The organism is Chryseobacterium sp. AC405b (genome assembly GCF_979258685.1).
In genome coordinates, this window is the sequence record NZ_OZ409877.1 from 962,082 (window position 1) to 985,649 (window position 23,568).

The following is a 23,568-nucleotide window of genomic DNA, read 5'->3' on the forward strand; positions in this document are numbered from 1 at the left end:
TTAATTAAAAACAGAATTTCGAAAATTCCTAATGTCCACCAAACGGGAAATTTTAGGATTAAATATAAAAGATTAAACCCATCGATGACTTTAAATTTATAATGTATATTATGTAGTTCTATCTCATTCGAAATATAAGGTATAAGAATGAAAAACAATAAAAAAATAAGGGCTTTGAAAATTGCATCCTGTCTTATTTTAATCCTTTTAGTTGAAATAAAATAATTGAATAATATTATTAGAGATAAAAATAAGATGTCATAATAAGTAAAACATGTGAAAGGCTCCGCCGGCTCATTAAAGAAATACATACTGAGTATTAAAACCCAAACTGAAAACCAGCCTTAATTCCAAACTTAGAAGCATCCGGACGGTCAAGATAATTTCCTCTCCAGTTGAAATCTACACGGAAAATTCTGATGTTCCCGAAACCTATATTTTCAATACCAAATCCGTATTCGTAATATATCTGCTCGTTTGGTGCAGAATATTTTAAATTTTCTACGTTGATATTTTTAGAAGCGTCACTCAAAGATCCGTAAGCGCCTCTAATGAACCCAACCTCTCTCAACTTCAATTTCTTAATGAGAGGAATAAAAGAAAGAATTTTCCCGTTGAAATGGTGTTCTACGTGAAGTGTAGAATACGTGTCGGCAACAAATTCATAATAATTCAACTGTGCAAACGTATTGGCAACAATTCCATACGATTGGTTTCCGGGAATAACATTTTGCAAAGCCAAAGGAACAGTATCAAAGTTTTTTCCGGCTTCAAAATTCAGCAACGTTTTTCCCCAGCTTCCCAAAAGAATCGGTTTATAAAACATGAACTGCAATTTATTATAATTAAAATCTGCATTAAATAAACCTTCAATACCTCTCGTATATTTCAGCACAATCGTTGATGCTAAAGTTCCGTGCTCATAACGGTCAACTCCGGTTTGAGAAAACTTCGCTCCCGGTCTTGCAATTAAGCTGATCGTAACGTGAGAATCATTCGTTGTTTTTCTCAGATCACCATTTCTGTAATACATTAGGCTAAAGCCTGAAGGATTAGCAGATTTAATGCTTTGCAGGGTTCCGTCAACTCTTACCTGAAAGTTTTTCCAGGGCTCGATCGAAGTGAAAACACTTGTCTGATTGACTGAACTTAAAGATGCATTCTCTCCTCTTGCAAAAACGGTAGAAGAAGCAAATGAGCGCGACATAATACCGTCTTCTGTGGTCAATTGTACGCCAAGTTGGGAAATATCTCTTTTCGTTCCTGCTCCAATCATAAAACGGTTAACTCTATTGAACATATAACGTCCTTCAACACCGTATTTGAATTGCTGGTCTTTAAAACCATAAGCATTATAAAACTGAATTCTCCAAGGATCATTCTGTCCGAAATAAGTTCTTGCGCCCAGTCGTATTCTGTCGCCTTCTACATCATTTTTTCCATAAATAGAGAATATAGGACCTATATCAATTCCTTTTGTAATATTATAATATTGGGAATCAAGTGTTTCGTAAATCTTTACTATTCGGTTAAATTTTGGGGTTTGCTGAAGTTTATCCAGCATTTCATAAACTCCTTTCTCGCTTTTCGATAAAGAATCGGGTCTTGCCGCAATCCAGTATGCATCATCTTTGTCGATAAACCTATCATCATATTCTTCCTCTTTTCTTGTGAAAACAGAATTATCCAAAGGCTTATTAAACTCATATTCTGAGTAGTCTACAGATCTCTTTGCCACAATACCTTTTGACGTTTTTTTCTTCGAGAATGGGGTTAATTCAATTTCTGTGACAATTTTTTTAGGTAAAAAAGTTTCTTCATCAGGATTGTCGTATTCCAGTTCTGTTGAAATAGCATTGATGAAGTTGACATTGATTTTGTTAGTCGATTTTAAAGTGGCTCCCAAAACTGCATATGAGTCTGTATCTATATAGAGATCTCCCTGAAAAGCTAAAACTTCAGTTCTTCTTGGCTGGTAACGTATTTTGTAGGCGCTTTCTCCTCGAATTGATATGGTATCCACTAAATTATAATCATACGTGCTAAAGCCGTCTGTTCCTACCGGACTGGGAAATCCGATGTCGAAATAATTTAATGTATTATCGTAAATATTGATATCACGGTAAAGATTTTTTGCTGTAACTGCCAATATTTTATTATCCTGAAATCCCGAAGTTTTTTGGGCAATCAAAAGTTTTTTGGTTTTTTTTCCAGGCTTATTTTCACCAAAATTGGTGTATACAGACTCATTCAAAAATACAGGAAGAGCCATTTTTCCTCTTGCGGTAGAGTCGGCATAATCAAAGATAAAATCTAATTTATTAAAGATTTTTCTGTTCATGAACGCACTGTCTAGATTGTTGGCATCAAACTGAATTTTCTCGTATTCTTTATATGTGTAGGTGTCAAATTTATCAAGACCATTATTTCTTTTACGCTTCCACACTTCCTGCATAATTCGGTATGCCGGATTTTCTTTTTTGTTTTTGTATTTTGTTTTCTCGTTGTGAATCACTACTTCTTCAATGCTGCTTACTTTTTCGGAAGATAGTTTAACGATAAGATTGGTGCTTTTATCCGCAGTAATTTCTACACTTTCCAGAGCATAATTTTTTTTCTGAAATTTAAGCTTGTAAATAATACTGTCTGACTGTACGCTGAAACTTCCTGATGTAGTGGTAAGTATTGGTGTATTATTATCGTTGATAAAGACTTCAACAGCGCTGATCTCTTTATTGGTTTTTTCGTCTACAATCTTTCCGCTAGCCGTGTTTTGAGCATGAAAAAGGCTGGTTACAAATATGGAAATATATAGGAGGCTATGTTTAAATTGATTGTTTAACATCATTCGTATCTTCGAGCATTTTGTTTAAACAAAAACTGTGCTGTTTTATTGTTAAAATTTAAAAGTTTTCTAAAGACTTTTGCCTTTATTTATAAAAATGCAAATGTAACAAAAATAAAGCTATCAATATTGCGCCCAGAGAATGCTTGCGGTAGATATTTCACAAAATCTCAGAACGTATACCTTTAAATGATATAAAACAAAAAAGACCTACATTTCTGTAAGTCTTTTTGCTCCTCCTCTTGGGCTCGAACCAAGGGCCCTCTGATTAACAGTCAGATGCTCTAACCAGCTGAGCTAAGGAGGAATTTCCCTCTTTTAAGGTGGTGCAAATATAATATGAAAAATAATATCAAGCAAATAATTTTTAATGAAAATCATCCATAGTGTGCTATCAGATTATTTTTCAGGAATTTAAATTTTAAAATAAATAGATGTGAAACATATAAAAACCAAAAAAGACCTACATTTCTGTAAGTCTTTTTTGCTCCTCCTCTTGGGCTCGAACCAAGGACCCTCTGATTAACAGTCAGATGCTCTAACCAACTGAGCTAAGGAGGAATGTCCCTATTTTTAGGTGGTGCAAATATAGGACTGATATTTAAACCACACAAGTTTTTTATTTAATTTTTTTAATAAAATTACAGACTTCCTGTAATCCATTTAAAAATATCGCTTCCAAAAATCAGTAACATTAAGCCTAACAAGAAGATAACTCCTACCATCTGTGCATTTTCTAATATCTTTTGCGGAACCGGTTTTCCTACAATCATTTCGTATAGAGTGAAAATCACGTGTCCTCCATCCAATCCCGGGATAGGAATAAGGTTCAAAAATGCCAACCACACAGAAAACATAGCCGTGAAACTCCAGAAAGCTGTCCAATCAATAGAAACACTTCCGTCTTTCGCTTTGTCAACAGGCATATTTTTGATGATTGCCAACGGTTCTCCTACTTTTTTATAACCCTGAACTTTTTTGTTGAAGATTAATTTAAACTGTTTTACCTGATACGTTAAACTCTCAATACTTCTTGTAAAGCCTCTTCCGATTGATTCTCCGAAAGTAAAGTTCTTTGTTTCGTAATATTTGGTTATCTGCTTATAAGAAGAAACTCCTATTGTTCCTTCTTTCGAAACCGCTAAAACCAGTGGCTGAACATCGCCCGCTCTCAAGACTTCTATATTAATATTTTTTCCTGCGTTCTTAGTAATAGCACCAGTCAGTTCGTCATAATAGTTAATTTTCTGCTGATTGACAGAGACGATTTGGTCTCCTACTTTTAAACCTGCTGCTGCTGTTTTAGGATTCACAATCGTATCAATTACCGCAGGAAATCTTGGGGTAAGAAAAGCTTTAGGATTTTCGTCCTTAAATGCCATTGCTTTACCATCGTCATTCGTAGGAAAGGTCACTTCTTTTCCGTTTCTTAAAACTGTGATTTCGTCACTTAATAAAACGTCTAAAGCCAGTTTGTCAAGATTATTCTGCGTTTTTCCATCTACTTTTAAGATTTTATCACCATCCTGAAAACCCATTCCTTTGGCAACGCTTGTATAATTCATCGGAGCATCCACTTTCGCAGTATCAAAAGTAGTTTCGCCATTGAAATAGGAAAGACATCCGTAGATGATCCATGCTAAGAAGAAATTTACAGTAACTCCACCCATCATGATGATCAGTCTTTGCCAAGCCGGTTTTGCTCTGAATTCCCAAGGTTGGGCAGGCTGCTTCAGCTGCTCGGTGTCCATACTTTCGTCCACCATTCCGGCGATTTTTACATAACCCCCGAAAGGCAGCCATCCAATACCATATTCAGTTTCACCTATTTTTTTCTTAACTAAAGAAAAATAAGGATCAAAAAACAGATAAAATTTTTCTACTTTGGTTTTGAAATATTTGGCGGGTAAGAAATGCCCAAGCTCGTGAAGAATTACTAAGATAGATATGCTTAATATGAATTGAAAGATCTTGATTGCTAATTCCATTAATTGTTTTTAGATTTTAATTTGCAAAGGTAACAATTATCAAAACGATGCCAAACAAAAAAGCTCCTCGAAATGAGAAGCTTTGTCATATATCGTGACTGATTTTTAAAAATTGAACGAAACTCCAAGGCTTCCGTTGTTTCCTACTTCGGCAAAAACGCCCACTTTTTCTGTAAAGAAATATCTCGCGCCGATATGAGCACCGATTCCGAAGTCTCTTCCGAGAACTCCTAAGTCAACTCCGGGATAAATATCAAGCTTTTCTGGTAAATCTAACGCATCTTTCAAATGGAAATTTACTCTTCCGAAAATAAAAACTCTGTTGTCTTTATCATTGTCTTTATAACCGTCAAAGTAAGCATTGGCTCCGGCTCCGACAGACAAAAATTCATTTAAACCATAATCGTAAGTAGCGGTAATCCCTGTTCCGTAACCCCATGCATTCACACCTAAATTTACTTTCTGATCTCCTTTCCCCGTCCAGGCCTGTGCTTGAACTGTAGCACCTGCAAAAATAAGCATCATCATAAAAACCAATTTCTTCATAGATTTTATTTTAAATTATTACTATGACAATTTGCAGCAAATATAAAACCGAAATCAATTAAAAGCTGTAATTTTATCCAACTTTTGAATTGGAAATATGAAAATTACAGCATTAAATCAAGATATTATCTGGAAAAATAAAACTGAAAATTTTAAGTTGATTGAACAGCATCTTCAAAATCAAAATGCAGATTTATTTCTTCTTCCCGAAATGTTTTCTACTGGTTTTTGCATGGAGGCTGCTGAAGTTTCGGATAAAAATGAAGAATCACTAGAATTCCTGAAGAAAATTTCAAAAGAGAAAAATGCTGCATTCTCAGGAAGTGCCTCTGTGGAAGTTGAAGGAAAGTTTTTTAACAGAATGTATTTTGTGAAGCCTAATTCAGAAATTACGTACTATGATAAACGACATTTATTTTCTTTTTCCGGCGAAGATAAAATCTACACTCCAGGAGATAAAAGAGTAATTGTGGAATATCTCGGAATCCGATTTCTGTTACAGGTTTGCTATGATTTAAGGTTTCCTGTTTTTGCGAGAAACGATAATGATTACGATGCTATTTTGTACGTTGCCAACTGGCCGGAGAAAAGAGTCGGAGCCTGGGAACATTTGTTGAAAGCCAGAGCCATCGAAAATTTATCCTATGTTTTTGGTTTAAACAGAATCGGTACTGATGGAAATGATCTGTTTTATCAGGAAAGTTCGCACTGCTTTTTTGCTGACGGAAAAGAAATTACCGAGAAAAAAGGAAATTTAGTTTCAGCAGAATTGAATTTAGATGAATTGAAAGATTTTAGAAATCACTTTCAGTTTTTAAATGACAGGGATGATTTTGAAATTAAGATTTAAAGTTAAATTAAATCCAGATCGCACAGATTTTCACTGAAGAGTGTAACTAAGTATCTGTGAAAATCTTTGTGATCTTTGCGAATGATTTTTATGCATTGTAAATATCCTTAAACTTTATTCTCAACTTAAATATATTGCTCCAAAAGCTGTGTCAAACGATTCACATCATGCACACCGCTTTCTTTATACAGTAATTCTCCTTTTTTGAAAACTGCCAAAGTAGGAACTCCGCGTACGCCGTACTGCGAAGCAATTGCCGGATATTGATCTACATCTATTTTTACAATTCTAGCTCCGTCCCCGATGTTTTCTTTTACGGTTGTCAAAACCGATGACTGTACTTTGCATGGTTGACACCACGTTGCAAAAAAATCAATCAATACGGGTCTTTCGGATTCTATGAGTTCCTGAAATTTTTGTGACATTTTGTTTTATTTTAATTAAAATCAATGATTTTCTAAAGTGTTTTAGACTGACAGACAAAATCTGAAGTCGGAAGCTTATCTATCTTTTTGATTCCATTGAAACCTCCTTCGATTTCAGTGAAATTTCTGATTCCGTGTGAGTTAAGAATACTTGCAGCAATCATGCTTCTGTAACCTCCTGCACAATGTAAAAAGAAATGTTCCGAATCATCAATCGTTGTAACCCAATCGCTGATCGTATCTAATGGTTTATTGTAAGCATTATCCAGATGTTCTGCAGAATATTCAGTAAGTTTTCTAACATCGATGATTTTTGAATTCTCATTAAATTGTTCTGCAAATTCAGTCGGGGAAATTCTTTTTACCTCATCAATTTCTTTTGTAGAATTTTTCCAGGAATTGAATCCTCCTTTTAAATATCCTAAAACATTATCAAAACCAACCCTGCTTAATCTCGTAATGACTTCTTCCTCGGTTCCTTCATCAGCAATCAACAGCAAAGGGTATTTTACATCTACTACGAGACTTCCTACCCAGGGTGCAAAATCACCTTTTAAACCAATATTAACAGAATTTGGAATAAATCCTTTGTGGAAATCGGCAGCACTGCGTGTATCTAAAATCAAAGCTCCGGTTTCTTCTGCAAAATTTTCAAAATCTTCTACCGGGATTGGGTTTAAACCTTTATCCATCACATCATCAAGACTGTCGTAACCGTTTTTATTCATCGCAACATTCATCCCGAAATATTTGGGCGGAGCCGTCAATCCGTCTAAAACTTCTTTAATGAAAGATTCTTTATCCGGCTGATTGAGAGCATAATTGGTTTTTCTTTGATTACCAAGAATATCTACTGTTTCTTTCTGCATATTTTTTCCACAAGCAGAACCGGCTCCGTGAGCGGGGTAAACAGTAATGCTGTCATCCAAAGGCAAAATTTTGCTGTGCAGACTTTCGTATAAAATTCCGGCAAGATCTTCCTGGGTCATCGTTCCTGCTTTTTGAGCAAGATCGGGTCTTCCAACATCACCTAAAAACAGAGTGTCACCTGTGAAAATAGCAGTTTCAACACCGTTTTCGTCAATCAGAAGGTAAGTTGTACTTTCCATGGTATGACCCGGAGTGTGAAGTGCTTTTATTTTGATGTTTCCGATTTCGAATATCTGGTTGTCTTCAGCAATGATTGCCTCAAATTCAGGTTGTGCAGTCGGCCCATACACGATCGGAGCATTTGTTTTTTTGCTTAAATCTAAATGTCCGGATACAAAATCTGCATGAAAATGAGTTTCAAATATATATTTTAAAGTAACCTTGTCTTTTTCCAGACGGTCGAGATAAGGTTTGACTTCTCTTAGCGGGTCTATGATTGCGGCTTCATTTTCTGATACGATATAATATGCACCTTGTGCTAAACAGCCAGTATATATTTGTTCAATTTTCATTGATTCTTATTTAAAATAATTATAAAGATACAAAGTAATGGATTAATTGTAAAGAAATGATAATTCTGATTGATAGTTTCTTTCAATATCAAAATTCTTAAATTTTAAATTTAAACAGAACTCACTAAATATCAGATGAGAAGAGTATTTTTAAAGTAGATTAGATTGGTAGACTGTTTTATATCATATTTAATTATATTCATTTTAAATTTAGTTTATTAAGAAAATTGACAAAAGCAAAACATCATATTTTACAAAAATAATTTACCTTTAAGAGTTAAAAATATCAAATGGCAGACAAAACAAAATTTATTGACGAACTCAACAAAAGATACATTCCCAAAGGAGAACATATAATTCTGGGAAAAGGAATGCTTGAAGGTGATGTTGTCACAGAAGTCAACGTTACGATTCCTTTAAAAACAATCAACCGTCATGGTCTGATTGCCGGAGCTACAGGAACCGGAAAAACAAAAACACTTCAGGTTTTCGCAGAGCAGCTATCTCACGCAGGAATTCCGTCTCTGGTTTTAGACATCAAAGGTGATTTTTCGGGAATTGCCGAATCCGGAGAAATGAATTCTATTATTGAAGAACGATATGCAAAAACTCAGCTTCCCTACAATCCGCAGGCTTTTCCGGTTGAATTGATGAGTATTTCCGGTGGCAAAGGGGTAAAATTACGTGCAACAGTTACAGAATTCGGACCTGTTTTGTTAAGTAAAATTTTAGAACTGAATGATACACAACAAAGTATCATGTCTATTGTTTTCAAATATTGTGACGATAAAGGTCTGCCTTTAATTGATTTAAATGATCTAAAGAAAGTTCTGCAATATGTTACAGATAATCCGCAAGGTAAAGCAGAATTGTCAGCCAATTACGGATCAATCGCCTCAGCTTCTCTGGGTACAATTTTAAGATCAATTGTAGCATTGGAACAACAGGGCGCTGCAGATTTTTTCGGTGAATTGAGTTTTGATGTTCACGATTTGCTTGAAACACGTGATGGAAAAGGCGTCGTCAATATTTTGAGAGTCGCCGATATTCAGAGTAAACCTCAGCTTTTTTCAACGTTTATGCTTTCGCTTTTTGCAGAAATTTACATGACATTTCCCGAAGAAGGTGACAGCGGAAAACCAAAACTGGTTCTGTTTATCGATGAAGCACATTTGATTTTCGATGAATCTTCAAAAGCATTGGTTTCTCAGATAGAAACGATGGTAAAATTGATCCGTTCGAAAGGTGTCGGAATTTATTTTATTACGCAAATTCCTGGTGATGTACCAGAAAATGTACTTTCCCAATTAGGCTTAAAAATTCAGCATGCATTAAGAGGTTTTACGGCAAAAGATAAAAAAGAAATTTCTAAAGCTGTTGAAAATTACCCTACAACTGAGTTTTATAACGCTTCTGAGCTTATTCAGAACCTGGGAATTGGTGAAGCTTTTATTACGGCTTTGGATGAAAAAGGGATTCCTACACCTTTGGTTCATACCTATCTCATCTCACCAGAATCAAGAATGGATGTTTTGAATGATGCTGAAGTTTCAGATTTGACCTCAAGGTCTGCTTTGGTTTCAAAATATGAAAAACCTGTTGACCGTGAATCTGCTTACGAAATGCTCGTACAAAGAATGGAGCAGGCGGTTGAAAATTCAGCTCCGACACAAAAAACAAAACCCGTAAAAGAAGAACCGGGAATGTTTGAGCAGGTTTTAAAAAGCCGTGCGGGAAGAACATTTGCCAACACATTGATGAGAGAGGGAGCAAAAGCAATCTTGGGAATGTTCGGTTTGGGCGGAAGAAAAAGATAAGCGATGATCTTTTGTAATTTCTAACGTATTTTGATTATTTTAGCGGTGTTCCTTTTTTGTGCTGGGATTTTTGAGGTTCAGTTTTTGATAAATGTTGTAAGTTAGATAAGAAAATAAATGTATTCAATTATAGATATAGAAAGCAATGGTGCAGGTTTCAGAAAAGAATGCATTATTGATATCGCCATTTTTAAATATGATGGTCATAAGATTGTCGACCAATTTATTTCGCTTGTCAACCCTGAAAGTGATATCACCCCTTTTGTTCAAAAATTGACCAATATCAGTCCGAAAATGGTCAAAACCGCCCCGAAATTTCACGAATTGGCTAAAAGAGTCATTGAAATTACGGAAGGAACTACTTTGGTAGGCCACAATATCGAATTTGATTACAGGATGCTCCGCCAATCGTTTCAAAGGCTTGGTTATGATTTCAAAATCAATACTTTAGATACAATTCCTTTGGCCAAAAAACTGGTTCCTGATGAAGTAAGTTATTCTTTGGGAAAATTGGTAAGATCACTGGGAATTCCATTGGTTAATGCACATCGTGCAGAAGGTGATGCAAGAGCTACCTTAGAATTGTTTAAGCTTTTGATTTCAAAAGATACCGGCAACGAAATCTTACAGGAACAGCATGATGAAACCAATGCAAAGACTTACATCAACAAAATCAAGCTGTTAACTCAGGATTTACCCAGCGAAAAAGGTTTTGTTTATTTCCAGAATGAATCTGGGAAAATTATTCTTTCAGAATATGTACAGGATATTAATAAGTTTTCTAAAAAACTTTTTAATTCTAAATTGAAGAAATTCGAGGAAATTCAGCGCGAAGCTGAACAAATTCATTTTGAACTGACCGGAACTGATATCATTGCCAAATTGATTTTAAATTCAAAAGGTATCAAAAAAAGAGAAGTTTTTCCTTTCGGACTGTACTTCAGAAACCATAAATATCTGGTTGAAAAAAATACTTTAAATAAAACCGAAAAACCGATTCTTAAATTCAAAGCCTTCACACAGGGTTCTAAAGCAGTACAATTTATCAGCAAAATTTACGAATATCAAGATGTTGAAACTTTCAAAAAGAAGATTGACTTCAGAAAACGCAACGAACTTTGGCTGGGAAGCGGCAGAAAATTAGGAGAGAAATTGTTTTTAATCATAGAAAACGGAAAAGCGGTTGCTTATGGTTTTTATGAATTGTTTACCCAAATTCAAACCTTAAGCAAAATTTTGAAACTAAAAATCGATTTGCCATTACCGACAACAGATCTTACCAATGATTTGCAACTGGCCTTACTTAAAGGTGATTTCGAAACAATGCCTTTGCCGAAATAAAGTGCCTTTTTGTACCATTAGCTGTAATTTTATCCACAAGAATCTGCTTTTCAAATCATTTTCTCAAAATAAATAGTATTTTTGCAAAAGAATAAAAAAAGCAATGCAAAATTTTAAACAAAATCAAACCGGAAAAAAGGGAGCTGTAAAGTTTTCAAAGGTTTGGAATACCTAAAAGAGTTGCCTTGCATAAAAAATAATTATTGTGGCAGACTCTTTTCGAAGAATCTGCCTTTTTTTATGTAAAATTAAATTTATGAATTCAAAAGAATTATTAAAGATTGCCCAGGAATTTGGCACACCGGTGTACGTTTACGATGCAGAATCGATCAAAACTCAATACGAAAAACTTACATCTTCTTTTTTAAAACACACCAAGTTTTTTTATGCCGCAAAGGCTTTAACAAACATCAATATTTTAAAATACATAAAGAACTTAGGTGCTTCTTTGGATTGCGTATCGATCAGTGAGGTAAAATTAGGCTTAAAAGCAGGTTTTCCTAAAGAGAAAATACTTTTCACACCCAATTGTGTTGACCTGGCTGAGATTGAAGAAGCTATGCAACAGGGTGTTCACATCAATATCGACAATATTTCGATTCTGGAGCAGTTCGGGAATAAATACGGAAACACCTATCCTATTTTTGTAAGAATCAATCCGCATATTTATGCAGGTGGAAATCATAAAATCTCGACCGGACATATCGATTCAAAATTTGGTATTTCTATCCACCAAATGCGTCACATCGAACGTGTGATGAAAAGCACTAACCTGAATGTGGAAGGTCTTCACATGCACACCGGAAGCGAGATTAAAGATCCTGAAGTATTTTTGCAGGCTTTGGAAATTATGCTTGAATTGTCTGAACATTTCCCGAATCTGAAATATCTGGATATGGGAAGCGGTTTCAAAATTCCTTATCAGGAAAGTGATATGGAAACTGATGTGAAAGCTTTAGGTAAAAAAGTTGAAAAAGCAATCGCAGATTTCTCTAAAGAAACCGGTAAGAAATTTGAACTTTGGTTTGAACCAGGGAAATTCCTTGTAGGGAAATGCGGTTATCTATTGGTAAAAGCCAATGTGATCAAGCAAACAACGGCAACCGTTTTTGTTGGAGTGAACTCAGGATTTAATCATTTGATCCGACCGATGTTCTACGATTCTTACCATACGATTGAAAACTTATCTAATCCAAAAGGAGCAGAAAGAATTTATACCGTAGTTGGAAACATCTGTGAAACAGATACTTTCGCATGGGACAGAAAACTGAATGAAGTAAGAGAAGGTGATGTTTTAGCATTCCACACAGCCGGAGCTTATGGTTTTGAAATGAGTACAAACTTTAACTCACGATTAAAACCTGCTGAAGTTCTTTTCTTAGATGGTAAAGCTCATTTAATCAGAAAAAGAGATGAATTTGAAGATTTACTCAGAAATCAGATTGAAGTTTTATAATTTAATTAAATTTCTAAATATATTAAGCTCTGCAATATTTCTGCGGAGCTTTTTATTTAAATCTTATTTTAAAGGAAAATACTTTAACCATTTTGAGCAAATATTAGTTAATAATACAGTCAAATAAATCTGATGAACATTATAGATTAAAAAGAAAAGTATTTCAATTTTCGTATATATTTATTTAATAATTTTGTAACATAAAATTTATAGAAAAATGGGGGTTATTTTAAGACCTATAGATATTGTTGATGATATTACTCAGGAAGAATTTCGTGAAAAATATCTGAAGCCCAGAAGACCGGTAGTCATCAAAAACATGGCTAAAAAATGGCCTGCCTACCAAAAATGGACAATGGATTATGTGAAAGAAGTAGTAGGTGATATAACAGTCCCTTTATATGACAGCTCAAAAGCAGATCCTGCAGCTCCTATTAATGCTCCTACAACAGAAATGAAATTTGCAGATTATATTGATCTCATCCAAAGAGAGCCGACAGATCTGAGAATTTTCTTTTTTGACCCTATAAAACATGCCTCCAAGTTACTTGAAGAATACATTCCGCCAAAAGAATTAATGGGTGGTTTTCTAGATAAATATCCGGGTATGTTTTTCGGAGGAAAAGGCTCTGTAACTTTTCTGCATTATGATATCGATTTGGCGCATATCTTCCATACCCATTTTAATGGCAGAAAACATGTTTTGCTTTTTGAAAACAAATGGAAAGAAAGATTATACAAATTACCTTATGCAACTTATGCCCTGGAAGATTTTGACATTGAAAATCCTGATTTTGAAAAATTCCCTGCTCTGGATGGTGTAGAAGGTATCGAATGTTTTCTTGAACATGGCGATACTCTATTCATGCCGACGGGATGGTGGCACTGGATGAAATATCTCGACGGAAGTTTCTCAATATCTCTTAGAGCATGGGATAAATCTTGGGGAGTAAAAGCCCATTCTCTCTGGAATCTGACTGTTCAGAGAAATTTTGACAATTTCATGAAAGGCAGATATAAAAAGAGATACATGGATTGGAAAGAAAAAAAAGCTATCGAAAGAGCTAACTATGCTTTGAAAAAAGGTTTACCCAAAAAATAAAAAAATACGCTTCAAACTGGAGCGTATTTTTTTGAATTAATTATTTCTCCCTTTTTCATTTGGATAAAAAGACTGTAACGAGTCGCTTTGCCAAAATTCTTTGGAATCGACATCCATTATTGTTAGTGATCCTGTGAAAGCCGCACCTGTATCTAGATTCCAGACATTTGCTTTATTAACAGGCTCCGAAATTCCCAAATGTAAAGTAGGAGTATGACCAATAAAAATTTCTTTATACAAAAGAAGTCTTTTAGGATACAGTTCTGAGTTTTTAGAAAGTTTTTTGTCCATCGCAACAGCGGTTTCCCACAACGTCCTGTCCCAGCGATAATTACTAGAATACACCTCTTTTTCCGGCCCCTGCATAGACGAATATCCTGCATGGATGAACAAACGTTTTTCTTCGTCTGTATAAAAATTTTTCATTTTCTGAAAAAATTCCAAATGAATTTCCAGATCTTCCAAAGAATAATCAGATAGCTATTTACCGTACTTTGTCCGCCATTGAAAAGCCAAACATTTGGTTGTGCTCCGGTAGAAAGCCAGTCTTCCGTCCCACGCATCGTGATTTCCTTTAATGAATACACATTTTTGGTTTTCAGAAAGTTCTATTAAAAATTCGATAATTTGGGATGATTCGCTCCAGCCATCGACATAATCTCCAAGAAAAATTAATGTATCATTTACTGTGACATTTGCTCTTTCGAAAACTTGTTTCAATGCTTTGAATCCTCCATGAATGTCTCCTATTGCCAAAGTTCTCTTCATTTATCTTAAAATATATTTAGTATCTACAAAATCTGTCAGCCAAACTTGATTATCAGAAAGGTAAAATTCAATTCCGTCTTCGAACATTTTTCTTGTGTTAATGGTTAGAATAATCGGCTTTCCGTGGCGCATTCCGACGTTGGTAGCGGTTTCTTTATCCTGGCTTAAATGAACGTGTTGCCGGCTTCTTTTTTCAATTCCTTTTTCTAAAATAGATGCGACATTATTTTGTGCCGTTCCGTGATACAAAAATTCCGGAGGCTGTTGTGGTATCAAATCCAAATTAATATCAACCGAATGACCCTGACTCGCTCTTATTCTTGTTTTATCTTCATTAAAAGCAAATCGTTTTTTAGAATTGGTCTGCACGATTTCATCCAGCTCTTCAAAGGTAAAACCCTGAGAATCGTTGTTAGATTTTTTAATCAGTTCATCAACATCTACCCATCCGTTTTTATCCAAATTTAAATTGATGATTTCGGGATGATGCCTGAGAACATAGCTCAGGAATTTGCTGGTTTTTTTCTTTTGTATTTCGTTCAAGGTGTTTGTTTTATTTCATTAATTTGTGTTCTAATTTACTACACAGCTTTTCAATATCCTCCTTCCTCACTAGCTCAGCAACCCATTCTTCAGGGATATTTTCGAAACCATAATAAATTCCTGCGATTCCACCTGTGATGGCTCCGGTTGTGTCGGTATCTTCTCCTAGATTGACTGCTTTCAAAACAGCTTCAGAATAACTTTCTGAGTTTAGGAAACACCATAATGAAGCCTCTAAACTGTGAAGGACGTAACCGCTGCTTTTAATTTCATCTTCATTATATTTAGATATATCATTCTTTAAAATTCTTTGAAACAGCTCAATCTCATTTTGGTTAAAACCTTGAATTTCTGCATATTCCGAAGCTGTCTTTTGAACATGATGATATGCTTCTTTTTTATCTTTTCCTTTAATCAGTTCAATAGCAAAAATCACATAAATAAAGCATGCAAAAACAGAACGAAAGTGTCCGTGAGTAATTGACGAAACTTCTTTTACGGTTTGATATAAGTTCTCAACATTTTCTTCATCTTTAAAATAAAAAGCTAATGGAAGGATTCGCATCAAAGAACCATTACCATTATCTTCTTCAAAAATATTTCCTGAAAATCTGGCACTTTCTCCTTTAATTAATCTTACAATGGAATGTCTTGTTGTTCCGCCAATATCGAAGAGTCTTCCGTGTGCCGTCCAATGTCCATATTTGTTCCATTTAACAAAGCTCTCTCCTATTTTTTCTAAATCGTAACCTTTCGTCAATACTTCTGCAAGACAGAGAGTTAATGAACTGTCATCACTCCAAGTTCCTTTAGGTTGATTCCATGACATATATTCCAAATATTCGGTAACTGGGGACTTTTTTAGATCTTCTCGCTTCTTAAATTCCACCGGAACACCCAAAGCATCACCAATACAGACTCCGAAAATTCCGGCTTTTATAATATTTTCCATTAGGCTAAATTTACAAGCTTATCAAACAACAATTTCATGCCTTTGGTTGCGGTTTCTTTCATCACAACAGCTCTCTGTCCGTAGCCGAAACCGGTTTCGTTTGGATTGATGACAATCAATAAGCAATCATCTTTAATCTCATGAATTAATCCTGCAGCCGGATAAACCTGCAGAGATGTTCCGATAACGAGGAAAATGTCGGCTTCTTTTGCTTTTTCTGTAGCTTCCTTCATCAAAGGAACTTCTTCTCCGAACCACACGATAAAAGGTCGCAATTGTGCTCCGTCTTCAGCTTTATCTCCGATCTTGATGTCGCCTTTTTGATCATACATTAAAGCCTTATTTTTGCTCGAACAAGATTTAAACAATTCTCCGTGAATGTGAATAATATTGGTTGAGCCTGCTCTTTCGTGCAGATCATCTATGTTTTGAGTGATGATCTGAACTTCGAAATATTTTTCTAGTTCTGCGATTAATTTGTGCGCATCATTGGGTTCTACTTCATGGAGTTGTCGACGTCTTTGGTTATAAAATTCAAGAACCAATTCTCTGTCTTTCCTCCATCCTTCCGGACTCGCTACATCGGTTACATTATGATTTTCCCAAAGACCATCTCCGTCTCTGAATGTTTTTATTCCGCTTTCGGCGCTGATTCCGGCACCGCTTAATATGGTGAGTTTTTTCATTTGTTTTTAATTATTTCATCATATTTAAAATCTTTGTAAGGATAAAAAATAATATTTTCACTATCATTATCAATATAAGTAATTAAAGATTCAGCAAGTTTAACATGTTGCTCATCATTTTTTGGATAAACATCCAAAATATCTTTAACGATTTTATTGTTGTATAGATATAGTGTGTAATTTTCTTTATTACAAAATTTTTCTTTGAAGCTTAAAATAAATTCTTTCAAAATATCTTCATTTTCAATGCCTTTATAAAAGATATGAAAAGTTTGGTTAATCGTGTTAGAATTATAATTAAGAATCTCAAACTCAAATTGGCTTATATCAAACTTCATTTCTCTCTTCGTTTCATTAATAAGTTTACATTCCAACTTAAAATTTGAAGGAAAAATCTCATAAAATTTCACATCCCTATTTTCAAAAAGATCATAAAAAGATTCCTTAATTACTTCTGGAGTTCTACTTCCAAAATAAATTCCTGTGATTGCTGATGGATGAAACTTTTTCATTCCATATTTATCAAAAATTAATCTAATTTCCTTTTCATGTTGCCATGTAGATTTTTTTGTGGCAAACATTTTTTTGATAAAATTATTCTGTAAGTTTATCATATCTTCTACACCTAATGTCGGAATATTATCTTTATAATCAACCATAAACTGATATTGGAAATCAAAGTTTTGACCTTTATCAACTAATTTATCTAAATCGTATTCGATACAATATCCTGAATATGAACTTGCATAGTAAGCCCATAATTGTTCATTTAAAAAATCTGTACTTAAACAATAAACACCTATTTCTTCTTTAAAATTTAAAACTTCTTTAAACTGAGTTTCAAAATTATCTAACTCTTTAAATGGGAATAAAGTCTTCAATCCTTTTATTAACTGAGATATTTCTTCATTAAAATAAATATCAAAAGGGTCATTTAACATGGTATAATTTGATGAATAGAAAGAATTATTTTTAATAGTTTCAAAATCTCTTTCAAAAACATCCTTTTCTATTGATCTATATTTATAAACTTTCATTATTAATTTCTTTTTTTATTCAAAATCGTAAACATATACTCCCACATTATTTTTCAACAATGTTCTTTCAATAATTGGCTGAATTTCTTCCCATTTTCCGCCTGCCAAACCACAACCAATTCTTGGCATATGTATACTTGCATTCATTTTCAAAGCTTCATTAGAAAGTTTTTCCAAACACTTTTCAACAGCTTCATATCTAATTGGGGGAATTCCTTTGGAGTTGGTAATAGTTTTATGCTGTCCAATCATATTGCAAATCCAAATATCTTCTTCAACTTGAACTATTTGAATTTCTCCAAGATTAAAATTTTCTTCACTCTGAAACCATGTTCTATACTTATTTTCAGGTTTCTTCCATCTTTTAGAAATTGCCATTACAAAACCTTTTCCCCAACCTCCAATATCATTGCAAATATGGGTGATAATTTTATTTCCCTCAATCTGAGGATTTGTTGCATCTCCTTTTAAATAATTTATCATTTTCATTTTAGTTTTTCCTAATTTAATACCAACACCGCCACCTCATCAGACAACCTAATCTCCGCCGTTGCGCCACTGTTAAACTGCAGAAAATCCTGCTCGATTCCGTCACTAAATATAAAACCATTATTTGGCATTAAAGATTCTATAACAAGCTTATTTCCTCTTTTGATTGCTCCACCGCAGATTTCGGTTTGAGTTCTTATGCTTTTAAAAGGCTCTCTCACTGCAAAATACAAATCGTCATCATTCAGTTTTGGATATTTAAGTTTGGTAGAACCTAAAATTCCATAAGCCATATTGAAAATCGAACTCAGCCAGCCTGTACTTCCTGTTTTGGTGGAAACAATGATTCCGCTGGATGAATGGGTTTCTTCTTTTCCGTTCAGAAGAATTTTATATCTTGCTGAGCTGTGAGAAGATATTCCGATGAACAAATCATTCACTGCCAATAGTTTTTGACCGTCATTTAATACTACTTCCGCAAATCTCATCTTCTTTGAACTAAAGTTTTCGTTGATAACTGACTGCACACCATTCAAAAAGTTTTTAACATTGAAAGGAAGCAGAACACCATCATATCTTTCCTCATCCGGATTAATAGCAATAATCGGAATATTCTTGGAATACTTGGCAACATTGGCAACCAATCCGTCTTGTCCGATAACGATAATCAAATTTTTTTCAGAGAAAATATAAGACGGAAGAAACTCTTTCTCAATGATTTTATTTTTAATGACTTTGGATAACTGAGTCTGAACTTCCAGAAATGACTGATAAAATTTTTCATGCTCATCTACATACTCCTGAAAATTTCCTCCTGAACTTTCAATATAAAACTGAGCCTGAGCTTTGGTATTAAATCTTTCAATTAAAGATTCTAACCTGGTTTTATTTTTGATGATGATGGCGTATTCGATTTTCATTGTATGAGAAGTTTGAGGTTAGAAATTAGAGGTTAGAAGTTAGAAGTTAGTGTTAAAAATACTTTTTTACTTTTTCAAAATTGTTTCCAATAAATCTGAACTAATATTAAGATTTCCGATCTTTCCAGCATTTTCTGCCAATTCTCTGAAGGCTAAAGCAATGTTTGATTTTGCATCCTGATTTCCATTGAGCGCAGTCAACACTCTCCAGTCTATATCTTTGTAGGGTTTTAAAGACGTTTCCAAAACATATCCTTGAGTTTCTGCCTCTTTTCTGTCGTTTTCTGTTTTCTGTTCGATCAGTTGCTTTCTTTGATTTTCTACAGAAATATCGGCGGCAATCTTCATTTCTCTCAAAATTTTATTGTTTTCTTCCTGCTGAACTTCTGTTTCCATTCTTTTTTCTTCGATTTGTTTTTGCTTTTCTTCAACTGCAATTTCAGTATTCAGTTCAGACTCTTTGATCTTTCTTTCCTGCTCTACTGCAAAATTTCGTCTCTCATAGATTGCTTCATCTGCCTGTTGCTGTAGCTTTTCTCTTGTTTCGGTTTCTAAAGCTCTTGCCATTTCGGGTGTAGTCTGAACCGCCAGAATATTAGCTCCCAAAATTTCAATCCCCATGCTTTGAATGGCTTCTGAAGACTTTAATCCTTCCAAAATATTGCCTTCAATTTTCTTTGCAGAACGGATGGCATCTTTTAAACTCAACTCATGAATAAAAGAGGATGTAGAAGTCTGAGCAATATTAATGATCCTCTGATTCAGCTTTTCGATATCATTTTTCTTGTAAATTCCTGCATCGTTCACGGTAAAATCTAACGTGTTTGAAAGAGCTTTTGGGTCAGTAATTTTGTAGCTGATTTGTCCCTGAATTTTCACCGTCTGATAATCAAAAGTATTTTCGTTAAAAATAAACGGCAGATCATTACTTCCCATCAGAATGGCAGCAATAGAAGAGTTTGGAGCAAAATAGAAGAATGACAATCCTCTTCCTTCTTTTACGATTTTTCCATTTTTAAAATGAAGTACGTAAGTCATTGAATCAAATTTGATGTGTTTAAATCCAAACATAGCTTTAGGTTTTAAATTAATATTTGTGTTATATTTACGCTAATTGAAAAGTGCATGGTTATGCTTTATTCTAAGCTTCTTATTTTAACTATTGAGTAGATCTCTCACTTCCATTAAAGCAAATCCCAAAAGATTTTCGCCTCTCCATAACAGTGGGTTAGTAATATTTTCATCAGATTCCAACATTCCTATTCCCCAGATTGTGTCGTATGGACTTGCTTCTACTATTATTTTGTCTTTTGTTGAAAGTAAAAATTCTTTACATTTTTGATTTTGTGAAAATTTTAAAAAGTTAGCTTTAGTAACGATTTCAAACTTTCGGTCGTCCCAAACTTGCGGATCAAAGTTTTCCACTTTTCGTCCTAAATTTTTTGCCTGATTGGGCGTTTCTGCGTTTAAAATATTTTTTAAAATTTCATCATCATTAAAAAGCCTCGCCTTTTCGGCCATCATATAATGCTCGGCTGTTTTATATTCAATCCCATTTTCTTCAAATTGAATAGGAAACCATTGACTGAAACAAGCTTTTGTAATTTCCTCTTTCACTGTGTGTCCCCAGAAAAACAGAAAATCTATGGTTTCTTTTTGTTGAAACTTTATGATTGTATTTTGTAATGTGTATCTCATAATTGCGTTATTATTACACAAATATAAGAAGTTTTAATTTTAACATACAAATATATTTGCGTTTATTTTACGCTAAATTGTTTAATACATTGATTCACAGTGAAAAAAAATACCCAAATTCATTTTTCACAAATAATTTTCACGATTGCTCGATGAGATTCTTTGAAATCAATTTTGGCTAAAGCCATAAGTAGACTAATATCTTGAAAAACGGGCTAAAGCCCGTTCCTATTGATGAAAAAACTATAATCATTAAATCATTTTTGAAAAGTAGATTCAATTATTTGTACTATTCGTTAAAAACATTCGGACAACTTGTATTTAAAAGCTATTTAATTTCAAAATAAAACCCTTCCTCTTCAAGCGCATTATATTTTTCCTGATTGAAAGAAAACAATTTACCGGGTCTTCCACTTCCTTCTTTTTTAAACAGAGAAGTTTCATTGAGAAGTCCGTAACTCATGATTTTTTTTCGGAAATTCCGGCGGTCTATTTCTTGTCCGATAATTGTTTTGTAAAGATTTTCCAGCTCAGAAAATACAAACTCATCATTCAGAAGATTAAAGCCAATCGGTTGGTATTGAATTTTAGTACGAAGTCTTTTTAATGCAATATCAATAATGGTTTGATGGTCAAAAGCTAATTTCGGAAGCTGGTTGACACTGAACCACTGTGCATCTTCTGCATCAGAATCTGCAAACAACTCATGATAAGAAGGATTAACCAGTCCTAAATAAGCCACAGAAACCACCCTGTTCCTAGGATCACGACCTACATTTCCAAAAGTGTAGAGCTGTTCTAAAAAATCAGGCTTTATGCCGGCTTCTTCCTGCAATTCTCTTTTTACTGCATCATCCAGATTTTCGTCATCCAAAACCAAACCTCCAGGCAAAGCCCAACTTCCTTTGAATGGGTCAATTTTTCTTTTAATTAAAAGAATCTGAAGATCCTGCTTATCAAAATATCCGAAAATAACAGCATCGACAGCCACTTTTATATCCTGTAATTTTTTAGTAGAACCCATAATTTAATTTGCGTTACGAATACACAAAATTAGTCATTAGAAACCTAATTGTCAAGATTAAAATAATTTATTTTTGAATCTAATTTTTCATTAAATTTATAATCAACTTAAAACTAAACCATTATGAAAAAATTATTCTTCGCAGCCTGTACTGCGTTATTGTTTGTCGCTTGCGATAAAGTAAAAATGGATGTTAAAACAGGTTCAGACAAAACCGAAACTACAGAAAAAGAAGAGTGGAAACCTGTAGATTCTGCAACAGCCACTAAAGCGTGGATGGACTACGCAACTCCCGGAGATATGCAGAAAATGCTGGCAAAATCTGACGGGGTTTGGTCTGGAGAAAATACGATGTGGATGGAAGACGGAGGAAAACCGATGACAAGTACATCAACAACAACTAATAAAATGATCTTTGACGGGCGTTATCAGACCAGCGAACACAAAGGAGATTTTATGGGAATGCCCTTCGAAGGAATGAATATAACCGGTTACGATAATTCTAAAAAGAAATTTGTAAGCACATCGATTGACAATATGGGAACCGGATTAATGACTCTGGAAGGCGATTGGAATGCTTCCAAAAAAGCCATTGAATTTAAAGGAAAAATGACCGATCCATCAAGACCCGGAAAAGACTGTGAGGTGAGAGAAGTTTTCACATTTATTGATGACAACAATCAAAAAATGGAAATGTACGGACCAGATTCTAAAACAGGAAAAGAGTTTAAGACTATGGAAATAAAATATACCAAAAAATAATAGCAAACCGTTTCAGTTGAAACGGTTTTTTTGTACATTCAAATTCTTATAAAACATTTGAAATGAAACAATTTCTTTTGATTTTAATATTAACGAGCTGCAAAGAGAAAAAAACTTTTGCGGATGATATTGTTTTGAGCTTTCCGAAGGATGATAAGTTGACGTTTCAAGAGTTTAATGAAGATTCCAACGAAGAAGGAAGCAATCTGTTATATAAAGGGTTACCTTGTACAAAAATTGAGACAAAATATTATAGAAATATTATGTCAGAACCACCGCCACCTCCAAAAAAAAATGAAAATAAAAAAAATTATAATGAACGAATTAAAAATCTAAATGATTCAATAAAGAATATCAAAGATCTTTATTTTAGAAATGAAGAAATTGAAATTTTAGAAAGCAAAGAAAATTTTTATGATTCTTTATCTAATAAAAATCTTTCTATCATTGTAAGAGAAAACGACACGGTACCGCTTTATAAAAGAGATTATGAAACAAACAAGATAAAAAAACATAAAGCTTTTCCCATTTTTATTAAGAATATTTCTGCGAAAACTTTGAAAGTTCCAATTCAGACATCTGATGTAGCTTTGTACATTTCAAATAATAAGCAATTTCAATCTATCCGTAACAGCAACTATATGATTTGCGGAATGGGAACAGATCTAAAACTATATTTCGAGTTGAAACCTAATGAAATTTTAATTTATTCTTTCCCTCATTTCAAAAAAGGTAGTATAAGAAACGCAAAAATTATTTTTTTTAAAGCTTTTTCAAAAGAATTTGAAATTTCAGTTGATGAAAAAATTGTTCAAAATCAAAAAAATTGAAATTTTATCCAATAAAAAATCCGCAGAAAATTTCTGCGGATTTATAT

At 33.9% G+C, this 23,568-nt stretch carries 23 protein-coding genes and 2 tRNA genes; 7 read left to right on the forward strand and 18 right to left on the reverse strand.

Annotated features, from left to right (window positions below; genetic code table 11):
• Positions 1 to 319: 319 nt before the first annotated feature.
• From ACZZZA_RS04615 to ACZZZA_RS04635, 5 genes are all read right to left on the reverse strand, one after another.
• Positions 320 to 2,848 (reverse strand): DUF5686 family protein, encoded by a 2,529-nt coding sequence (locus tag ACZZZA_RS04615; RefSeq protein WP_463430025.1) that lies wholly within the window; start codon positions 2,846 to 2,848, stop codon positions 320 to 322.
• A 230-nt stretch (positions 2,849 to 3,078) separates the two neighbouring features.
• A tRNA-Asn gene (locus ACZZZA_RS04620) sits at positions 3,079 to 3,152 on the reverse strand.
• Between the two features lie 180 nt (positions 3,153 to 3,332).
• Positions 3,333 to 3,406 (reverse strand) — tRNA-Asn (locus ACZZZA_RS04625).
• 80 nt (positions 3,407 to 3,486) lie between these two features.
• On the reverse strand, positions 3,487 to 4,833 hold the full coding sequence (gene rseP, locus ACZZZA_RS04630; protein ID WP_463430026.1) for an RIP metalloprotease RseP: 1,347 nt from the start codon (positions 4,831 to 4,833) through the stop codon (positions 3,487 to 3,489).
• Positions 4,834 to 4,938: 105 nt separating this feature from the next.
• Positions 4,939 to 5,379, reverse strand: a complete 441-nt coding sequence (locus ACZZZA_RS04635; protein WP_463430027.1) for a DUF6646 family protein — start codon at positions 5,377 to 5,379, stop codon at positions 4,939 to 4,941.
• A gap of 97 nt (positions 5,380 to 5,476) precedes the next feature.
• Here ACZZZA_RS04635 and ACZZZA_RS04640 point away from each other — a divergent pair, with 97 nt between their 5' ends.
• The gene (locus ACZZZA_RS04640; protein ID WP_463430028.1) at positions 5,477 to 6,229 is read left to right on the forward strand and encodes a nitrilase-related carbon-nitrogen hydrolase; all 753 of its coding nucleotides are present in this window, start codon (positions 5,477 to 5,479) and stop codon (positions 6,227 to 6,229) included.
• A gap of 125 nt (positions 6,230 to 6,354) precedes the next feature.
• On the opposite strand, the gene ACZZZA_RS04645 is transcribed toward ACZZZA_RS04640, so the two are convergent.
• Together ACZZZA_RS04645 and ACZZZA_RS04650 are read right to left on the reverse strand one after the other, a co-directional pair.
• On the reverse strand, positions 6,355 to 6,654 hold the full coding sequence (locus ACZZZA_RS04645; RefSeq protein ID WP_463430029.1) for a thioredoxin family protein: 300 nt from the start codon (positions 6,652 to 6,654) through the stop codon (positions 6,355 to 6,357).
• 32 nt (positions 6,655 to 6,686) lie between these two features.
• The gene (locus tag ACZZZA_RS04650; protein ID WP_463430030.1) at positions 6,687 to 8,096 is read right to left on the reverse strand and encodes an MBL fold metallo-hydrolase; all 1,410 of its coding nucleotides are present in this window, start codon (positions 8,094 to 8,096) and stop codon (positions 6,687 to 6,689) included.
• Positions 8,097 to 8,386: 290 nt separating this feature from the next.
• Between ACZZZA_RS04650 and ACZZZA_RS04655 the strand changes: the two genes are divergently transcribed.
• From ACZZZA_RS04655 to ACZZZA_RS04670, 4 genes are all read left to right on the forward strand, one after another.
• Positions 8,387 to 9,913 carry a helicase HerA-like domain-containing protein gene (locus ACZZZA_RS04655; protein ID WP_463430031.1) on the forward strand — a complete coding sequence of 509 codons (1,527 nt, stop codon included), beginning with the start codon at positions 8,387 to 8,389 and terminating at the stop codon, positions 9,911 to 9,913.
• A gap of 117 nt (positions 9,914 to 10,030) precedes the next feature.
• Entirely contained in the window at positions 10,031 to 11,254 is a 1,224-nt protein-coding gene (locus ACZZZA_RS04660; protein WP_463430032.1) for a 3'-5' exonuclease, read from the forward strand.
• A gap of 256 nt (positions 11,255 to 11,510) precedes the next feature.
• Positions 11,511 to 12,710 (forward strand): diaminopimelate decarboxylase, encoded by a 1,200-nt coding sequence (gene lysA, locus ACZZZA_RS04665; RefSeq protein WP_463430033.1) that lies wholly within the window; start codon positions 11,511 to 11,513, stop codon positions 12,708 to 12,710.
• Positions 12,711 to 12,927: 217 nt separating this feature from the next.
• Positions 12,928 to 13,812, forward strand: coding sequence for a cupin-like domain-containing protein (locus ACZZZA_RS04670; protein ID WP_463430034.1), 885 nt, complete (start codon positions 12,928 to 12,930; stop codon positions 13,810 to 13,812).
• Positions 13,813 to 13,848: 36 nt separating this feature from the next.
• Here ACZZZA_RS04670 and ACZZZA_RS04675 read toward each other — a convergent pair whose 3' ends face one another.
• The 11 genes from ACZZZA_RS04675 to ACZZZA_RS04725 form a co-directional block, all read right to left on the reverse strand.
• Positions 13,849 to 14,238: a hypothetical protein gene (locus ACZZZA_RS04675; protein WP_463430035.1), complete on the reverse strand. Its 390-nt coding sequence runs from the start codon at positions 14,236 to 14,238 to the stop codon at positions 13,849 to 13,851.
• Positions 14,239 to 14,292: 54 nt separating this feature from the next.
• Positions 14,293 to 14,580: a metallophosphoesterase gene (locus ACZZZA_RS04680; protein WP_463430036.1), complete on the reverse strand. Its 288-nt coding sequence runs from the start codon at positions 14,578 to 14,580 to the stop codon at positions 14,293 to 14,295.
• On the reverse strand, positions 14,581 to 15,123 hold the full coding sequence (locus ACZZZA_RS04685; RefSeq protein WP_463430037.1) for an RNA 2'-phosphotransferase: 543 nt from the start codon (positions 15,121 to 15,123) through the stop codon (positions 14,581 to 14,583).
• 10 nt (positions 15,124 to 15,133) lie between these two features.
• The gene (locus ACZZZA_RS04690) at positions 15,134 to 16,075 is read right to left on the reverse strand and encodes an ADP-ribosylglycohydrolase family protein (protein WP_463430038.1); all 942 of its coding nucleotides are present in this window, start codon (positions 16,073 to 16,075) and stop codon (positions 15,134 to 15,136) included.
• Complete coding sequence (locus tag ACZZZA_RS04695; RefSeq protein ID WP_463430039.1) at positions 16,075 to 16,761, reverse strand: SIR2 family NAD-dependent protein deacylase; 687 nt, start codon at positions 16,759 to 16,761, stop codon at positions 16,075 to 16,077. The genes ACZZZA_RS04690 and ACZZZA_RS04695 overlap by 1 nt, the downstream gene beginning before the upstream one ends.
• Positions 16,758 to 17,798: a DUF2971 domain-containing protein gene (locus ACZZZA_RS04700; RefSeq protein ID WP_463430040.1), complete on the reverse strand. Its 1,041-nt coding sequence runs from the start codon at positions 17,796 to 17,798 to the stop codon at positions 16,758 to 16,760. The genes ACZZZA_RS04695 and ACZZZA_RS04700 overlap by 4 nt, the downstream gene beginning before the upstream one ends.
• A gap of 15 nt (positions 17,799 to 17,813) precedes the next feature.
• Positions 17,814 to 18,281, reverse strand: coding sequence for a macro domain-containing protein (locus ACZZZA_RS04705; protein WP_463430041.1), 468 nt, complete (start codon positions 18,279 to 18,281; stop codon positions 17,814 to 17,816).
• 17 nt (positions 18,282 to 18,298) lie between these two features.
• A complete protein-coding gene (locus tag ACZZZA_RS04710) occupies positions 18,299 to 19,207 on the reverse strand; it encodes an NAD(+)/NADH kinase (RefSeq protein WP_463430042.1) in 909 nt (302 codons plus the stop codon).
• Positions 19,208 to 19,273: 66 nt separating this feature from the next.
• Complete coding sequence (locus ACZZZA_RS04715; RefSeq protein WP_463430043.1) at positions 19,274 to 20,245, reverse strand: SPFH domain-containing protein; 972 nt, start codon at positions 20,243 to 20,245, stop codon at positions 19,274 to 19,276.
• A 117-nt stretch (positions 20,246 to 20,362) separates the two neighbouring features.
• Positions 20,363 to 20,905, reverse strand: coding sequence for an NADAR family protein (locus ACZZZA_RS04720; RefSeq protein ID WP_463430044.1), 543 nt, complete (start codon positions 20,903 to 20,905; stop codon positions 20,363 to 20,365).
• 328 nt (positions 20,906 to 21,233) lie between these two features.
• Positions 21,234 to 21,929 (reverse strand): NUDIX hydrolase, encoded by a 696-nt coding sequence (locus ACZZZA_RS04725; RefSeq protein ID WP_463430045.1) that lies wholly within the window; start codon positions 21,927 to 21,929, stop codon positions 21,234 to 21,236.
• Positions 21,930 to 22,052: 123 nt separating this feature from the next.
• On the opposite strand from ACZZZA_RS04725, the gene ACZZZA_RS04730 reads away from it, so the two are divergent.
• Both ACZZZA_RS04730 and ACZZZA_RS04735 read left to right on the forward strand, forming a co-directional pair.
• Positions 22,053 to 22,691: a DUF1579 domain-containing protein gene (locus ACZZZA_RS04730; protein ID WP_463430046.1), complete on the forward strand. Its 639-nt coding sequence runs from the start codon at positions 22,053 to 22,055 to the stop codon at positions 22,689 to 22,691.
• 62 nt (positions 22,692 to 22,753) lie between these two features.
• Positions 22,754 to 23,521, forward strand: coding sequence for a hypothetical protein (locus ACZZZA_RS04735; RefSeq protein WP_463430047.1), 768 nt, complete (start codon positions 22,754 to 22,756; stop codon positions 23,519 to 23,521).
• Positions 23,522 to 23,568 lie beyond the last annotated feature (47 nt).

Bases quoted from the DNA above. Each gene is read 5' to 3' on its own strand.
- ACZZZA_RS04615 (WP_463430025.1), bottom strand. From the start codon at position 2,848: ATGATGTTAAACAATCAATTTAAACATAGCCTCCTATATATTTCCATA.
- rseP (WP_463430026.1), bottom strand. From the start codon at position 4,833: ATGGAATTAGCAATCAAGATCTTTCAATTCATATTAAGCATATCTATC.
- ACZZZA_RS04635 (WP_463430027.1), bottom strand. From the start codon at position 5,379: ATGAAGAAATTGGTTTTTATGATGATGCTTATTTTTGCAGGTGCTACA.
- ACZZZA_RS04640 (WP_463430028.1), top strand. From the start codon at position 5,477: ATGAAAATTACAGCATTAAATCAAGATATTATCTGGAAAAATAAAACT.
- ACZZZA_RS04645 (WP_463430029.1), bottom strand. From the start codon at position 6,654: ATGTCACAAAAATTTCAGGAACTCATAGAATCCGAAAGACCCGTATTG.
- ACZZZA_RS04650 (WP_463430030.1), bottom strand. From the start codon at position 8,096: ATGAAAATTGAACAAATATATACTGGCTGTTTAGCACAAGGTGCATAT.
- ACZZZA_RS04655 (WP_463430031.1), top strand. From the start codon at position 8,387: ATGGCAGACAAAACAAAATTTATTGACGAACTCAACAAAAGATACATT.
- ACZZZA_RS04660 (WP_463430032.1), top strand. From the start codon at position 10,031: ATGTATTCAATTATAGATATAGAAAGCAATGGTGCAGGTTTCAGAAAA.
- lysA (WP_463430033.1), top strand. From the start codon at position 11,511: ATGAATTCAAAAGAATTATTAAAGATTGCCCAGGAATTTGGCACACCG.
- ACZZZA_RS04670 (WP_463430034.1), top strand. From the start codon at position 12,928: ATGGGGGTTATTTTAAGACCTATAGATATTGTTGATGATATTACTCAG.
- ACZZZA_RS04675 (WP_463430035.1), bottom strand. From the start codon at position 14,238: ATGAAAAATTTTTATACAGACGAAGAAAAACGTTTGTTCATCCATGCA.
- ACZZZA_RS04680 (WP_463430036.1), bottom strand. From the start codon at position 14,580: ATGAAGAGAACTTTGGCAATAGGAGACATTCATGGAGGATTCAAAGCA.
- ACZZZA_RS04690 (WP_463430038.1), bottom strand. From the start codon at position 16,075: ATGGAAAATATTATAAAAGCCGGAATTTTCGGAGTCTGTATTGGTGAT.
- ACZZZA_RS04695 (WP_463430039.1), bottom strand. From the start codon at position 16,761: ATGAAAAAACTCACCATATTAAGCGGTGCCGGAATCAGCGCCGAAAGC.
- ACZZZA_RS04700 (WP_463430040.1), bottom strand. From the start codon at position 17,798: ATGAAAGTTTATAAATATAGATCAATAGAAAAGGATGTTTTTGAAAGA.
- ACZZZA_RS04705 (WP_463430041.1), bottom strand. From the start codon at position 18,281: ATGATAAATTATTTAAAAGGAGATGCAACAAATCCTCAGATTGAGGGA.
- ACZZZA_RS04710 (WP_463430042.1), bottom strand. From the start codon at position 19,207: ATGAAAATCGAATACGCCATCATCATCAAAAATAAAACCAGGTTAGAA.
- ACZZZA_RS04715 (WP_463430043.1), bottom strand. From the start codon at position 20,245: ATGACTTACGTACTTCATTTTAAAAATGGAAAAATCGTAAAAGAAGGA.
- ACZZZA_RS04720 (WP_463430044.1), bottom strand. From the start codon at position 20,905: ATGAGATACACATTACAAAATACAATCATAAAGTTTCAACAAAAAGAA.
- ACZZZA_RS04725 (WP_463430045.1), bottom strand. From the start codon at position 21,929: ATGGGTTCTACTAAAAAATTACAGGATATAAAAGTGGCTGTCGATGCT.
- ACZZZA_RS04730 (WP_463430046.1), top strand. From the start codon at position 22,053: ATGAAAAAATTATTCTTCGCAGCCTGTACTGCGTTATTGTTTGTCGCT.
- ACZZZA_RS04735 (WP_463430047.1), top strand. From the start codon at position 22,754: ATGAAACAATTTCTTTTGATTTTAATATTAACGAGCTGCAAAGAGAAA.